Below are 14121 nucleotides of genomic sequence, written 5' to 3' on the forward strand. Positions count from 1 at the left end.
CATGCGCCCCCCCTTCCATATCCTCGACTAAGGGGCGCTTTCCTCGCTAGAAGGATCATCCGTTTCTGCGGCGTTTAGCATCGCCTCAACCACTGTGATGAGTTCCTTCATTGTGAACGGTTTCGGCAAGAACTGTGCCGCTCCAGAAGACACTGCCTCTCCAGTGAGGGCTGGATCGGCGTTGCCACTCATGAGGATCACAGGGGCATCGGGGTGGGCTTGGCGGGCAATTTGGATCACATCAAACCCTGTGCCATCTCCGATCTCTACATCGCTGAGGATCAGATCAAAATGGTGGCGAGTGAGTCGCTTGACGGCTTTTGTCAGGCTGCGTGCGCCGCGTGCTTTGTAGCCGAGGTCGCGGAGGAGTTCGCGCACCGTCTCGCGGAACGTCGAATCATCTTCGACAACAAGGATACGAGGGACGGGTTTGGATGGTGTTTTCGCCATAGGGTGCGTTTAGACCTGCCCCTCCATGATGATCTTGATTGCTAAATTGCCAAGGATAATCTCATCGCCGTCTTTGATCAGGGTCGGCTCGCCCGGCGCAAGTTTTTGCAGGTTGACCATCGTCCCGTTGGCGCTGGCAAGGTCGGTGATCGTCAGCTTACCTTCGCCATAGCGCATCAGAGCGTGTTCGCGGGAGACGCCGCGCTCATGCCCGCCATAGGGGGTGAGATCAAAGCGCGAAAAATCAGGGTTAGAAAGGTCGATGCGCCCCATAACGACTTCTGTCCCCTCCTCAAACTCAAGGCGCACCACCAAACCTCGAATTTGCATCCCAACAGCCGTGCCAAGCGCAAGCTGTCCGGTTTGGCGCTCTGCCTTGCGACGCAGTTTTAGAATGGCGGGGTCTACACGCAAATGGACTGTACTTGCCTTTGGATCAAACAGTAGTGTGCCGCATTTATCGCACACTAAGCGATCCCCTCGGATAGCTGTCCCACATTTCGGGCATTCCTGTTGCGTCATGCCGTGCTACCTAGTTTCTCTGAATCCAAAAGGACAAAATGAGTTCATCTCCCTATTTTACCATAGGCAGCAGAGAGGGGCGCTTAACAAGTGCGCAACAGCAGCGATCCTCCCACAGAGGACGACTTGCAGCGAATTGGCAGCAACAGGGTACAATCGTACCATTGTGCCATTCGTTCGATAGGTTCATCCCATAGTCACCATGATCGCCCGCCTACGCTACTACCTCCCTACGATTCTGATCGCCGCTGGTGTCTTGGTGGTGTGGGAACTTGCCGTGCGGCTGCTGAATATCCAGCAGTTCTTGCTCCCCGCCCCTTCGGTGATCCTTCAGGCGATGTTGAACGAAATCCGCCTAGCGACCACCGCCGGAGAAGGGTCGATCCTCTTTGCAGCAAGCCTTGCTACGCTGTGGTCGGCGTTTGGAGGGCTGGTGTTGGGGTGCGCAGCAGGGGTGATCGCCGCCCTCCTCACGGCGCGATGGACAATCCTCAGCGAGGCGGCAATGCCCTTCGCTATCGCCGCTAATTCCGTCCCGATCATCGCCTTTGCGCCGGTTATGAACAACTGGTTTGGGACGCAAAATCCAGCCTCGAAGATGGCGATTGTGGCGATCATCGTCTTTTTCCCGATGATGATCAACACGGTGCGCGGGCTGACCTTGATCGACACCCGCCAACTTGAACTGATGCAGTCCTACGCGGCAACCCCCCGCCGCATCCTGCGCGATCTGCGTATTCCAAACGCCCTGCCCTATATGTTCAGTGCCTTGCGCGTTGCCAGCGCTCTCAGTACGATTGGGGCAGTGGTGGCAGAATTTTTCGGCGGGCAGCGCGTCATGTTGGGCGTGTTTATCACCCAAGAGGCGTCCAACTTCAATTTTGCGCGGGCGTGGACGGGGATTATCATGGCATCGATCATTGGGCTTTCCTTTTATGCGCTGGTGAACCTTGCCGAACGGTTGATCATGCCCTGGCATGTCTCCTTCCGCGCAGCGGAGCGGACGTGAGCGGAGACGTATGTTGGAATTTTCGGGTGAGACTCCCGTGAATTCGGATCGAACACTGTGTTACGGAGAAAAAGCTATGCTTAAGCGTCGTATGTTGACCTTGCTTGTTGTGTTATCCCTTGTGGGGGTGGGCGCGTTTGGACAAGCGAAGGCGCAAGACCCAATTAAAGTACGGTTGCAATTGCAATGGGTCGCCCAATCGCAGTTTGCCGGCTACTATGCCGCCGTCGCGAAGGGCTACTATGCCGAGGAAGGCTTGGAAGTGACCATCCTTGAAGGGGCAGTTGATATTGTCCCCCAGCAGGTGGTTGCGTCGGGCGGGGCAGAGTTCGGGATTGCCTGGGTGCCGAAAGTCCTTTCCTCCCGCGAGGGCGGCGCTGATCTAGTCAATATTGCCCAGATTTTCCAACGGAGCGGGACTCTCCAAGTCTCCTTTGTCGATGCGGGCATTGAGGGCGTGGCAGACCTAAAAGGGAAAAAGGTGGGGACGTGGGGCTTTGGCAACGAGCATGAGGTCTTTGCTGCCCTTCGCGCCGCCGGAATCGACCCCGACAAGGCGGATGATGTGACGATTGTCAACCAATCGTTCGATATGTCGCAACTTCTCAATGGGGAAGTGGACGCGGCGCAGGCGATGACCTACAACGAATATGCGCAGGTTTTGGAGCAGGTAAACCCGGAGACGGGAAAACTTTACCAACCGGAAGAACTGAGCGTGATCGACTACAACGATGTTGGCACGGCGATGTTGCAGGATCATATCTTCGCCCTCGGCAGCTACCTTGCCGAGAACGAGGAAACGGCAGTGAAGTTCATCCGCGCTTCGATTCGCGGGTGGGTGTTCTGTCGTGACAACTTTGAAGAATGTGTGGACATTGTGTTGGAAAATGGCCCCACACTTGGCAAGGGTCATATGACCTGGCAGTTGAACGAGATCAATAAGCTAATTTGGCCATCCTCAGCAGGTATCGGTGTCATGGATGAGGCGCTCTGGGCGCAAACAGTGAAGGTTGCCCTTGAGGGCAAGGTAATCACCAAAGAGCCAGAGAACGCCTACCGCACCGACTTGGTGACGAAGGCATTGGAAGGGCTGATGAAAGACATGCCCGACCTTGACTTGAAGGGTGAGAAATATGAGCCGCAAACGGTGGAAGTGACCCCGGGCGGGGAATAGACCGACAGCCTAGCCCTCTCCCTCTTCAGTGGGAGAGGGCATTCCCCATGCATCTGCTTTGAAATGCGTTACAATAGCCCCTTATGAGCGCAAAAAATACCTCTACACCGATTGATCCCAACTTCATGGAACTCGTTCAATATCATGAACGGGTGTGGGGCATGGAGCAGTACCCCCAACGCCCCACGATGGCGGAGTTGTTCCAAAAACCGATTGTTATTATGTGGGCGGAGTCCTCGCCGACAAAGACCAACCCCGCCCGGACGACGCTGAGCGCCGCCCAAAAACTCGCCAGCGGCGAGATGGTTGACCGCTTCATGTTCTCTTGCCACGAGTCGGAAAACGATCTGAACAGCCTCCTTTTGGGGATGATCATGGCGAACGCGAAAACCTCCCCGCTGATGAGCAACCGACGCATCGCCAAGATTTATTGGAAACAAAAAGAGGTGAAGGTGCGCAATCTGCGCCTTGTCATTGACAAATTGGACAGCGAGTAGGCACTCTCCCTCATGCCGGCACCCGATTGGATCATTACGAAACGCCTCTTGGGGATTCTCTTTGTCCTCGGCGGGGGCGTCGGTTTAGGCGGCGTCTTGCTCTTGGATCGGCTGCGCGGCGGGGCGGGTGATTTCGGTCCCACACAGCAGTTGGCAGTGATCGGCTGTGGGGCGGTGATCCTCGTTGGGCTTTCGCTGATTCCCTTTGGAAACCGCCCGGCATGACGACGGAAAAGCGCTCGTTGTGGCGGCGGTGGGGGACGCGGATCGCGCTTGGGGCGGCGCTTCTGCTGATGATCGGGCATCTGATCGTTTACCTTGTCTATGGCGTCTCGCTGCTGTCGTTCCCCTTCGACTACGATCAGGGCGAGGGCTTTGAACTGAACGACACCCTTCTGCTCAGTCAGGGGCAGAGTCCCTACCGCGATAACAACACCTTCCCCTTTTACGCCAGCAATTACCCGCCGCTCTACCACGTGATTTTGATTCCCTTTGCCAAGCTCTTTGGCGGGGCGTATTGGTACGGACGCTTGGCGGGCATCCTTGCCGGGCTGATCGCCGCCGCCGCCATCGCCTATGCCGTCCAGCGCGAGACGCGCCAGAAGGGGGTCGCCCTTCTGAGTGGGCTTGCCTTCCTTGCCTCGAATTACGTCTATCATATTGCGCCCCTCTTTCGGCAGCATTTGTTCATGGTCATGCTGGAAACCGTCGCCGTCATCCTCATCGGCGGAATCGCCGCCTACGAGGGAAATCCACGCCGCCAACGCCGCCTGATCCTGATCGCATTGGCGCTTTTGCTGGCGGCGGGCTACACGAAACAATTGGCAATCCTCACCTGCATTGCTGTCTTTGGCTGGCTATTGCTGCGCGGGGTGCGGCGGGCGGTTCTTTATGGGATCGGCTTTGCGGCGGTGGCAGGGGGCTTGTTTCTGCTCATTGACGCCAGCACGGGGCATCAGTGGTGGATCAACATCATCAGCGCCAATGTGAACGATTACCTGTTCAGCCAGTACACGGGCTTGCTGCGCCAATTTTGGGGGCTGCACGGGGCGCTCTTGATCCTTGCTGGCGTGTTCGTGGTGTACGAACTCTACCTAGAGCGGTTGTCCATTTACAGCGTGTGGTTTGTCGTCTCAGCGGCGGGAACGACGCTGGCGGGGAAGTGGGGCGCGGGGGATAGCTATTTTGCCACCTGCATTGCCGCCATGTGCATCCTCGCCGGACTGTTTACGGGGCGCTGTCTTGGGCGGGAGTGGCGCCTGCCGCCGGCATTCTCCGTGCGGGTGGCGCGGCTTTTGGGGCGGCTTGGGCTTGGTGGTTGGATCGGGCGTTTGGCGCAAATTTTCACGCCGCTGTTGGGAATTGCCGCGCTCAGTTTGTTCGTCCTCTACGGGCTTGCCGTCGTGAAACTGCCGCTGAATGCGCCTATGGTGGGGGATATTGCCCGCGCCCTCAACATGAGCAGCAACACGAAATTTCCCCATTTCTACGATGGGGCGGGCTGGACGATGGGCTATGCGACGATTGGGCAGATTCCGACGGCGGAGGATGTGGCGCACGGCGAGGAAATCCTCGCCCTGATCCGCGCCCAGAATGACCCACGCCCGATACTGAGCGAGGAAGCGGCGTTCAGCTTTCACTTGGGCAAACCCGTTGTGACGAACCCGACGCAACTGCTGAATCTCTATGCGAACGGGCTGTACGATCCCGCCGAACTGGTGGGGATGATTGAGGCAAAGGCGTTTGCGGCGGTAATCTTTCGGGCGCAGTTTTACCCCCCGCCCATTTTGGCGGCGGTGGATCGCGCCTATGCGGTGCGGGCGGTGATCCCTATGAATGGCTACGAGTACACGGTGCTATTCCCCAAGCCGTGATGTTGGTGGGGCGGGCGGACGCCCAGGGGGCGCCCCTACGAAACCCCATTGGGGCGATTCGACGGCGTGCCGGCTAATATTCCCATGCCAACACGGCGTGCCGTGTCCCCTGCTGCCCTCCGTGTGCGAGAGGGGCGGGAGACCCGAGGTTACGCGCCGGCAATGCCAAGCACATAGGCGTTTGGGTTTAGGTAATGCCGCGCCGCCGCGCTGACCTCCTCTGGCGTGATCGCGTTCACCCGCTCGGCATAGCCATAGAGGTAATCCAAACCGAGGTTATGGCTCAGCATCGTCAGAATCATCGTCGCTACCCCTTCGTTGCCTTCCAACGCCAGTGGCAAACGCCCCGTGTAATTCGCCTGACTATCCGCCAATTCCTCGACACGGATCGGTTCATCACAGAAGCGGGCAACTTCCGCTTGCATCAGGCTAACCGCCGCCCGGACGTTCTGCGGGGCAACCCCAGTGGTCACCACCCAGGGGGTCTGGACATGAGACGCCCCCAAGCGGCTGTTGGCATAATAGGCAAAGCCTTCCCGCTCCCGAATCACCTTCCCGATGCGCCCCATCATCCCGAACACGCCGAGGATGTTGTTTGCCAGACTTGCCGCCGTGTAATCCGGCGCGGCGCGTTCGGGACCGACCCACGCCATGACCACATCGGTCTGGGTTTTGCCCGGGAGCGCCGTCACGCGCTCTTGAATCGCCACTATCGGCTCGGCACGAGGGATGAGCGGAAGGGCGGGCTGGTCAGGATTCGCCCATGCCCCTAGCGCATCCTCCACAAAACGAACGGCATCCTCTCCCTTCACCGCACCGACGATCACAAGCTTCATCGCCCGTGCGCCGTAATGCCGCGCATGGAACGCCCGTAGATCGTCAAGGCGCAGGGTGCGCACGGTTTCTGTTTCTTCGGCAAGACTAAAGGAATTGGGGTGTCCCGCCGGATAGAGAAAGCGCGTCGCATTTTCCGAGGCAACGAGGCGGCTGTTTTGTGCCGCCACTTTCAACCCAGTGAGCGATTCCCCACGCAGTCGCTCGGTCTGGTCGTCGGGAAAAGCGGGGTGCATGAGGACATCGGCGGCGATCTCCAAGAGGGTGGGCAGGTCTTCGGCAAGGCATTTCCCACTGAAAGAGAGGGTGTTGATCCCGCTGGAAAAGCCCAAACGGGCGGCTAAGCCATCGAGCGTCTCGTAAAGCTGATCGAAGGTGCGCCGCTGCGTCCCGCGCATCAGCGCCGAGGCAACGAAATCTGCTAAGCCGCTCTGTGCCGGGGGATCAAAGACACTCCCCGCCTCAAGATAGCCCGCCATAACGACGGACTCGGCGGCAAAATTTTCCCGTACATAAACGGTGATCCCATTCGGCAGATCGCGGACGAAAATATCCCGTGAGCCGGGAAGGGCGTGTGTGGCGGTTTGGTCAGTCATTGTCAGTGTGTGTCTTTCGATCTCTAACATCACTTTATAGATGGGTCGCGGATGCGGAAGGGGGAGTCCCAAACAACAGGGACTCACCCTATCCCGCAAAACGCGGTATCGGCTATACTTAACTAAACCTTGTTTGCCGTAAGGTTGTCCCGAGGGCAAAGAGTTTATTTGCCATCTTTAACGTCGCACATGGTCTTTCAACAGATCATCAGATAGTTCATCATACTTACTGACAGGAGTCCCCCTCAATGGTTGCGAATGTTGTTTTATCGTCGGTTCATAAAACAGCCGACCCCACCTATCTTACCGCCTTACAGCAATATGATCGCGCTGTGTCGCATCTGAAGTTGGAAGACGGTCTGACCGAATTCATGAAATGGCCCCGTCGTGAACTCTCGGTAAATTTCCCCGTTCGTATGGACGATGGGAGCATCCGCGTGTTTACGGGCTACCGCGTTCACCATTCTACCGTCCTCGGTCCCTCCAAAGGCGGTATTCGCTACAGTTCGCATGTCAACATTGACGAAGTACGCGCTCTTGCGATGTGGATGTCGTGGAAGTGCGCCCTTGTCAACCTACCCTACGGCGGGGCAAAGGGTGGCGTGATTGTTGAGCCGAAAGACCTCTCCACCCCTGAACTTGCCGGTCTCACACGGCGCTTCACCTCGGAAATTATCCTGCTCATCGGACCAAAAATTGACATTCCCGCCCCGGATATGGGGACGAATGCCCAAACAATGGCATGGATGATGGATACCTACAGCATGACCGTTGGCTATTCTGTGCCAGCGGTGGTCACGGGCAAGCCAATCAACATTGGCGGCTCGCTTGGGCGCGAGGAAGCCACCGGACGCGGGGTGATCGTCTGCATGTTAGAGGCGCTCCGCCACAAGAAAATCACCAGCAGCCCGAAAGATATTTCCGTCATCATTCAAGGCTTTGGGAATGTGGGGGCGAACGCCGCAAATCGCGCCTATGAATTAGGGTTCAAGGTGATAGCCGTCAGCGATGTATCAGGCGGCTATTACAATAGCAACGGCTTGAACATCCCCGCCATGCGCGAACACATCCGCCGCAGCACGCGTAAGACGCTTGATGGGTACACGACGGATGTTGAACGCATCTCCAACACCGAACTGCTGGAACTTCCCTGCGATGTCTTGATTCCGGCGGCGATGGAAGGACAGATCACCGAGAAGAACGCCAACAACATCAAGGCAAAGCTGATTGTGGAAGGGGCGAACGGTCCAACGACACCCGAAGCGGACGACATTTTGACGGATCGCGGCGTGTTGATCGTCCCCGACATTTTGGCGAACGCTGGCGGGGTGACGGTCTCTTACTTTGAATGGGTGCAGGGGTTGCAAGAATACTTCTGGGACGAAGATGAGGTCTATCGCCGTCTAGAGCGCATCCTGATCAACGCCTATGAAGCGGTGGTTGCCACCCAAGAGGAATACCACGTAGACCTACGCACAGCAGCGCAGATCACAGCGATCAACCGTGTTGCACAGGCGACGATCACACGGGGGATTTACCCGTAGTTAGGACCTGTTGAAGGGGTAAAGAAAGGGTAGGGGCGACCCCGTGTGGTCGCCCGTTGGACATCCCTTAGCACGCCCCCACAAGGTAGGGGAAATCCCCCCTTCGCTTGGGCAAGGGCAGCGTGCCGCTAACCATCGCCTCAGGTCAGTTGCTCACCAGCGTCCCCACCGATTCGCCCATAATGGCTGCCTCTAAGTCGCCCGTTTTCCAAAAATCCAAGACGAGGATGGGCATATTGTTTTCCATGCAGAGCGTAAAGGCGGTAGTGTCCATCACCTCTAGGCGGCGCTCAATGGCATCCCGAAAGGTGAGTGTTGTGAAGCGTTTCGCTTGCGAGTTTTTGCGCGGGTCGCTGTCGTAAATGCCGTCTACTTTGGTTGCCTTGATCAGCACTTCACTATCAATTTCCATCGAACGAAGGGCAGCCGCACTATCCGTTGTGAAATAGGGGTTGCCCGTCCCGCCAGCGATGATCACGACGCGCCCCTTTTCGAGATGGCGAATGGCACGCAGGCGGATGTATGGCTCGGCAACTTTGTTCATCTCAATGGCGGTTTGGACGCGGGCTTGGATGGCGACATGTTCAAGCGAGTCGCGCAGGGCAAGGGCGTTCATCACCGTGCCGATCATCCCCATGTGGTCGGCGGTGGTCTGATCCATCCCGCGTTCCACGCCTTGTTTCCCCCGCCACAGGTTGCCCGCCCCAATGACAATGCCAATTTGCACGCCGAGGTCGTAAATGGCTTTCACCCGTTGGGCAATCCGCGAGGCTTGGTCGGGGTCAATCCCGAATTCACCCTTTCCAGAGAGCGCCTCGCCGCTGAGTTTGAGCAAAATACGCTTGTAACGGGTGGAAAGGGCGTTGGGCGCGATCTGTAGTGATGGTTGTGCGGTCATTCTGCCTCCTAAAACACCGATTGGATTGGTTGCAGGCGAAAAAAAGGATCAGGGTGATCGCCTGATCCTCATCGCCAATGTTAGACTGCATCTCCCGCGTGGGGGGAGTGGCTATGCGCCATTGGATTCTTCTTCACCGAGGGCGAAGCGGGCAAAGCGCCGAATGACGATATTCTCTTTGATCTCAGCGATCAGGTCGGTGAGAACCTCTTTCACCTTCTTGTTGTCATCGTGCAGCCACACTTGATCCATGAGGGCGAGTTCTTCGTACCATTTTGCCATGCGCCCTTCGACGATCTTCTCAGCAACGTTTGCTGGCTTGCCTTCCTCGATGGTACGGGCAAGCAGCACCTCGCGCTCTTTCGCCGCCAATTCAGCAGGGATTTCTTCCCGCGTGATGTAACGGGGGGCAAGGTTGGCAATGTGCAGGGCAAGCTCTTTGGCAAATGCCTTGAAGGAGTCGTTGCGGGCAACAAAATCGGTCTCGCTGTTGACTTCGACAAGGACGCCCAAGCGCCCATTATGGTGCATATAGGTTTGGATGATCCCATCCTCTGCGCTGCGCCCCGCTTTTTTGGCGGCAGTGGCGATGCCTTTTTTACGCAGATAGTCCGCCGCTTTGTCCATATCGCCGCCCGTCTCTTGGAGGGCGGTGCGGCAGTCATTGAAGCCCGCGCCGGTCATTTCGCGGAGCGTCTTCACCATCGCGGCTGTGATGTCAGTCACACATAACTCCTTTGCTCATTGATTGGGTATATGCCCTTGTCTGTTGGCAAGGGCGTTGGAGGCTATTCGTCGTCGTCGCCAAACGAACTGGTTTGCAGTTTTGCCAGAGTCGATTTGCCGAGCAAACGCTCCTCGTTGTCATCTTCCTCTGTGAAGCCACGACGCCCATCACCCTGTTGGCTGGATGCGGTTTCGTCGCTGTCGTCGCCTTGCGCCTTGCGCATGGCAACCCCTTCAAGGCAGGCGTCGGCAATCTTGCCGGTCAGCAGTTTGATCGCCCGAATCGCGTCGTCATTCGCCGGAATCACGTAATCGACCTGTTCCGGGTTGCAGTTCGTATCAACGAGGGCAATGATCGGAATTTTCAGGGTATTCGCCTCTTCAAGGGCGGTATCTTCACGGCGCACATCAATAACGAAGATGAGATTTGGCAGGCGCTTCATGTAACGCAGCCCGCCGAGCCGAATTTGTAGTTTTTCGATCATGCGGTCACGAATGAAGCGTTCCTTCTTCGTGTACATGAGGGTTTCGCCCTTTTCGCGCTCTGTTTCAAAGCGCTTAAGCTGATCGATGCGGCTCTTGATCGTCCGCCAATTCGTCAGCGTGCCACCCAACCAGCGTTGGTTCACATAGGGCATTTGCGCCCGTTCTGCCTCTTGCTGGATGGTTTCCTGAGCTTGGCGCTTTGTCCCCACGAACAACACGGTGCCGCCTTCCATCACAGTGGTGCGGACGAGTTCGTAGACTTCCTCAAGGTTGGAAAGGGTTTGCTGAAGGTCAAGAATATGGATGCCGTTGCGCTCCCCGAAGATGTACGGCTTCATGCGCGGGTCCCACTTCTTGGCACGATGCCCAAAATGGACGCCCGTTTCGAGGAGTTGTTTCATAGAGACAACAGACATGGTGGTATAGTCCTTCGTGTTTTACGTTCACGCTCGTCATTCCCCGTGTTCATCCAGCAGGTGTGCCAGACACACGCACGGAGTCGGAGCGTGTGGATATGGATTGGGCGCAATGCCCAAACACCTAATCATAGCCGAAAAGAGGGGTGTCCTTCAAGGGGGAAAACATTCGCCTCCCCAAAGACGGGTTTCTTCTCTCTGGCTGTGCCGGAGAGGGGGAAAGAAGAGGTGGGCAAGGGGCTACCTTTTATGCTCTTTGGGGTTGCCTTTCTTTTCACCTTTGGGTATTGATTCGTAATCCCAATCAGTATCGTACAATACTTATGGCAACCTATTAATCCTTTTGCTATAATTGAGATTGATTATGCATCTTGGCAGCAGCTTAATGGTGTTTTTACGAATAAGTGATGGATAGGTGATAATGACAGATGGTGGTAGCACGCTTGATAGGCAGGATGCAACAATTCTTGTGGTGGATGATGATGGGGCGGCACGTTATGCCATTCGGCGCACGTTAGAACGCGCCGGCTATGATGTGGAAGAAGCGGTGAATGGGGAACAGGCTTTGCTCGTCATGGAAGGGCGTCCTTATGATGTGGTGATCTCCGATATTCGGATGCCCGATATTTCTGGGGTGGAACTCTTGGCGCGAATCAAGGATCGCTCCCCGGAAGCGGTGGTCATTTTGATGACTGGGTTCAGCAGTTTGCCTAGTGCAGTGGAGGCGCTCCGGTTGGGGGCGCATGATTACCTGATGAAACCCGTCAGCAATTCCGATCTGCGGCAAAGCGTGGCACGGGGGGTAATGCGGGCGATGAACATTCGCCGCCGCCAAATGCTGTTGGAATCAATCAAACAGAATGTGGCGCTGCTGATCGATGTGGAACGAGCGGTAAAAGAGCGCCCCTCAAACGGCGTTCCCCCGCCCCCTATCACCGTTCCGCCGCCAACGGTGGTCATTGGTCCGCTGACGCTTTTCCCCGGTCACTATCGGATACAAATTGGCGAGGAATCACTCAACCTGACGCCCACCGAATTTGATCTTTTCCTTTACCTTGCCGCCCATCGGGGGCGTGTTGTCCCCTGCCACGAGCTTGTCCGCGAAGTGCGCGGCTATTTGGTGGAGGAAAACGAGGCGCGGGAGGTAATCCGCCCCCATATCTCAAATCTGCGTCGTAAATTAGAAGATGCCGGGCAAGACCCCGACCTGATCGACAATGTGCGCGGGGTTGGCTATCGGCTGAACACTTCTAATGAGGAGACCGTATGAAGCGTGCTGCCCGTCTTCTATGCCTAATCCTTAGCGTTGGGGTGCTTTGGAATGGCTTGGCACATCCCCCCCTGAGCCGTGCCGATGATGGGACGGAGGAGGTTGCCCTTGCCGCCCGCGTGGAAGCCATTTTAGGACGGATGTCCCGCGAGGAAATTGTCGGGCAACTCTTTATGGTCAGCGTGCCGGGGACAACCCTGGCGCCGGATGTGGCAACTTTTCTGCACACCTTGACGCCCGGCGCTATTGTCATGTTTAGCGCCAACGGACGCAGCCCGGAACTCGTCACAAATGTGATCAACGCTTGGCAGAGTGTCGCCCTCAAAAGCGGCGGGCGCGTCCCTTACCTGATAGCCAGCGATCATGAGGGCGGGGCGGTCATGCGCCTCCGTGAAGGCTTCACCGCACTTCCCTATGGAGCGGCGTTGGGGGCGATGCCGCCGGAGATGGCGGCGGTGGTGGGGGGGATGGCTGCCGCCGAACTGCGGGCGGTAGGGGTGACCCTAAACCTCGCCCCTGTTGCCGATGTCCGCGCCGCCGCCGAACGCCCCTACTTTGTAGAGCCGCGCACCTTTGGCTATGAGCCAGAGCGGGTGGGCGGCGCGGTGGCTGGCTATGTGCGGGGGTTGCAAACAGGCGGCGTGATTGGCACGCTGAAACACTTCCCCGGTCATGGGGCGGCGGGCGATAGCCATAGTTTTTTGCCTGTCTTGAATCATTCGCGCAGTGATTTAGAGACGATTGATCTCGTCCCTTTTAAGGCAGGAATCGCGGCGGGGGCAGAGGTGATTATGGTGGGACATCTGAGCGTCCCAAGCCTTGACCCCACCCCCGGACTCCCCGCCACGCTCTCCAAACCAATCACCACCGATCTGCTGCGGGGGGAATTAGGCTTTCAGGGGGTGATCCTCACTGATGCGATGGATATGGGGGCGGTGGTCGATAACTTCACCGCCACCCGTGCGGGCGTTTTAGCGCTCCAAGCCGGGGCGACGATGCTTGCCATTGGTCCAAAATTGGATATGAGCGCGCAATTGGCAATGAAACAGGCGATCCTTGATGCTATTGCGCGGGGCGCTCTGAGCGACGCCCAAGTGACCGACTCGGCACGCCGCATTTTGCTGCTCAAAGGGCGCTATGGGCTGCTGGATTGGACGCCGCTTGATCCTGAGACTGCCTCAGTGCGGGTGAACAGTGCCGATCACAGCGCCCGCTTGGAGGCACTTTATGAGCAGACCGTCGCCTTTGCCTATGATGATTTTGGGGTGCTGCCCCTGACGCCTGAAAAGCGCGTCGCGTGGCTTTACCCCGTCCCCTATGGGGATGTGCGCACGGCGTGCCTTGCTTATGGATCGCCGGTTGCCAATGTCGCCTATGCCCTTGACCCTAGCGAAGGGCAAATCAGCGCGGCGGCACAGATCGCCGCCCAAGCTGATCTGACCATCGTTTTTACTGCCGATATGGAGCGCCATCCGCGACAGGCTGATTTGGTGAACGCCCTCCCGCCGGAGAAAACGATAGTCATTGCCCTCGCAAACCCCTATGATTTTGAGCGGGGGATTGCACCGGGCGCCTATGGGGCGGTCTTTAACCCGACCCCGCCTGCCTACCGTGCCATATGCGGGGCGCTCTATGGGCGTTGGAAAGCAGGCGGAACGTTCGAGGTTGTCCCTGGGTAATTTGCAGTACCCTCACTGGTTGGACTGCAACCAGCCTTCTTACAAGAAGGACGGGCGTCGTTCGTTTTCTCTTGATCGCCACCGTCTGCCCATTGGCAAGTATATGGTGATAAGCGGGGGTGTCAACCACTGAGGGGTCAATCTCG

Annotated in this window: 14 protein-coding genes; 8 read left to right on the forward strand and 6 right to left on the reverse strand. The window is 57.3% G+C overall.

Annotated elements, in window-relative coordinates; genetic code table 11:
* Positions 1–27 precede the first annotated feature (27 nt).
* On the reverse strand, positions 28–450 hold the full coding sequence (locus tag HS103_01105; protein MBE7511400.1) for a response regulator: 423 nt from the start codon (positions 448–450) through the stop codon (positions 28–30).
* A 9-nt stretch (positions 451–459) separates the two neighbouring features.
* Positions 460–972 (reverse strand): FHA domain-containing protein, encoded by a 513-nt coding sequence (locus HS103_01110; protein ID MBE7511401.1) that lies wholly within the window; start codon positions 970–972, stop codon positions 460–462.
* A 202-nt stretch (positions 973–1174) separates the two neighbouring features.
* On the opposite strand from HS103_01110, the gene HS103_01115 reads away from it, so the two are divergent.
* The 5 genes from HS103_01115 to HS103_01135 all read left to right on the forward strand — a co-directional run bounded on the left by HS103_01115 (position 1175) and on the right by HS103_01135 (position 5526).
* Complete coding sequence (locus HS103_01115) at positions 1175–1981, forward strand: ABC transporter permease (GenBank protein MBE7511402.1); 807 nt, start codon at positions 1175–1177, stop codon at positions 1979–1981.
* Between the two features lie 76 nt (positions 1982–2057).
* Entirely contained in the window at positions 2058–3155 is a 1098-nt protein-coding gene (locus HS103_01120) for an ABC transporter substrate-binding protein (protein ID MBE7511403.1), read from the forward strand.
* An 83-nt stretch (positions 3156–3238) separates the two neighbouring features.
* Complete coding sequence (locus HS103_01125) at positions 3239–3652, forward strand: hypothetical protein (protein MBE7511404.1); 414 nt, start codon at positions 3239–3241, stop codon at positions 3650–3652.
* Positions 3653–3664: 12 nt separating this feature from the next.
* Positions 3665–3877: a hypothetical protein gene (locus tag HS103_01130; protein MBE7511405.1), complete on the forward strand. Its 213-nt coding sequence runs from the start codon at positions 3665–3667 to the stop codon at positions 3875–3877.
* On the forward strand, positions 3874–5526 hold the full coding sequence (locus HS103_01135; protein MBE7511406.1) for a hypothetical protein: 1653 nt from the start codon (positions 3874–3876) through the stop codon (positions 5524–5526). The genes HS103_01130 and HS103_01135 overlap by 4 nt, the downstream gene beginning before the upstream one ends.
* A gap of 149 nt (positions 5527–5675) precedes the next feature.
* On the opposite strand, the gene HS103_01140 is transcribed toward HS103_01135, so the two are convergent.
* Positions 5676–6956, reverse strand: a complete 1281-nt coding sequence (locus HS103_01140) for an insulinase family protein (protein MBE7511407.1) — start codon at positions 6954–6956, stop codon at positions 5676–5678.
* 248 nt (positions 6957–7204) lie between these two features.
* On the opposite strand from HS103_01140, the gene HS103_01145 reads away from it, so the two are divergent.
* A complete protein-coding gene (locus tag HS103_01145) occupies positions 7205–8500 on the forward strand; it encodes a Glu/Leu/Phe/Val dehydrogenase (protein MBE7511408.1) in 1296 nt (431 codons plus the stop codon).
* Positions 8501–8645: 145 nt separating this feature from the next.
* On the opposite strand, the gene HS103_01150 is transcribed toward HS103_01145, so the two are convergent.
* The 3 genes from HS103_01150 to rpsB form a co-directional block, all read right to left on the reverse strand.
* Positions 8646–9398, reverse strand: a complete 753-nt coding sequence (locus tag HS103_01150; protein MBE7511409.1) for a UMP kinase — start codon at positions 9396–9398, stop codon at positions 8646–8648.
* A 111-nt stretch (positions 9399–9509) separates the two neighbouring features.
* Positions 9510–10103 carry a translation elongation factor Ts gene (gene tsf, locus HS103_01155; protein ID MBE7511410.1) on the reverse strand — a complete coding sequence of 198 codons (594 nt, stop codon included), beginning with the start codon at positions 10101–10103 and terminating at the stop codon, positions 9510–9512.
* Positions 10104–10186: 83 nt separating this feature from the next.
* On the reverse strand, positions 10187–11026 hold the full coding sequence (rpsB, locus tag HS103_01160) for a 30S ribosomal protein S2 (GenBank protein ID MBE7511411.1): 840 nt from the start codon (positions 11024–11026) through the stop codon (positions 10187–10189).
* Positions 11027–11447: 421 nt separating this feature from the next.
* Between rpsB and HS103_01165 the strand changes: the two genes are divergently transcribed.
* Both HS103_01165 and HS103_01170 read left to right on the forward strand, forming a co-directional pair.
* On the forward strand, positions 11448–12296 hold the full coding sequence (locus HS103_01165; GenBank protein MBE7511412.1) for a response regulator transcription factor: 849 nt from the start codon (positions 11448–11450) through the stop codon (positions 12294–12296).
* Positions 12293–13975, forward strand: coding sequence for a glycoside hydrolase family 3 protein (locus HS103_01170; GenBank protein ID MBE7511413.1), 1683 nt, complete (start codon positions 12293–12295; stop codon positions 13973–13975). Before HS103_01165 ends, HS103_01170 begins: the two co-directional genes overlap by 4 nt.
* Positions 13976–14121: the final 146 nt, after the last annotated feature.

Source organism: Anaerolineales bacterium, from assembly GCA_015075625.1.
Classification (GTDB): Bacteria; Chloroflexota; Anaerolineae; order Aggregatilineales; family UBA2796; genus UBA2796.

Bases quoted from the DNA above. Each gene is read 5' to 3' on its own strand.
- tsf (MBE7511410.1), bottom strand. From the start codon at position 10,103: ATGGTGAAGACGCTCCGCGAAATGACCGGCGCGGGCTTCAATGACTGC.
- HS103_01105 (MBE7511400.1), bottom strand. From the start codon at position 450: ATGGCGAAAACACCATCCAAACCCGTCCCTCGTATCCTTGTTGTCGAA.
- HS103_01140 (MBE7511407.1), bottom strand. From the start codon at position 6,956: ATGACTGACCAAACCGCCACACACGCCCTTCCCGGCTCACGGGATATT.
- HS103_01120 (MBE7511403.1), top strand. From the start codon at position 2,058: ATGCTTAAGCGTCGTATGTTGACCTTGCTTGTTGTGTTATCCCTTGTG.
- HS103_01170 (MBE7511413.1), top strand. From the start codon at position 12,293: ATGAAGCGTGCTGCCCGTCTTCTATGCCTAATCCTTAGCGTTGGGGTG.
- HS103_01145 (MBE7511408.1), top strand. From the start codon at position 7,205: ATGGTTGCGAATGTTGTTTTATCGTCGGTTCATAAAACAGCCGACCCC.
- HS103_01110 (MBE7511401.1), bottom strand. From the start codon at position 972: ATGACGCAACAGGAATGCCCGAAATGTGGGACAGCTATCCGAGGGGAT.
- HS103_01150 (MBE7511409.1), bottom strand. From the start codon at position 9,398: ATGACCGCACAACCATCACTACAGATCGCGCCCAACGCCCTTTCCACC.
- HS103_01135 (MBE7511406.1), top strand. From the start codon at position 3,874: ATGACGACGGAAAAGCGCTCGTTGTGGCGGCGGTGGGGGACGCGGATC.
- HS103_01125 (MBE7511404.1), top strand. From the start codon at position 3,239: ATGAGCGCAAAAAATACCTCTACACCGATTGATCCCAACTTCATGGAA.
- rpsB (MBE7511411.1), bottom strand. From the start codon at position 11,026: ATGTCTGTTGTCTCTATGAAACAACTCCTCGAAACGGGCGTCCATTTT.
- HS103_01165 (MBE7511412.1), top strand. From the start codon at position 11,448: ATGACAGATGGTGGTAGCACGCTTGATAGGCAGGATGCAACAATTCTT.
- HS103_01115 (MBE7511402.1), top strand. From the start codon at position 1,175: ATGATCGCCCGCCTACGCTACTACCTCCCTACGATTCTGATCGCCGCT.
- HS103_01130 (MBE7511405.1), top strand. From the start codon at position 3,665: ATGCCGGCACCCGATTGGATCATTACGAAACGCCTCTTGGGGATTCTC.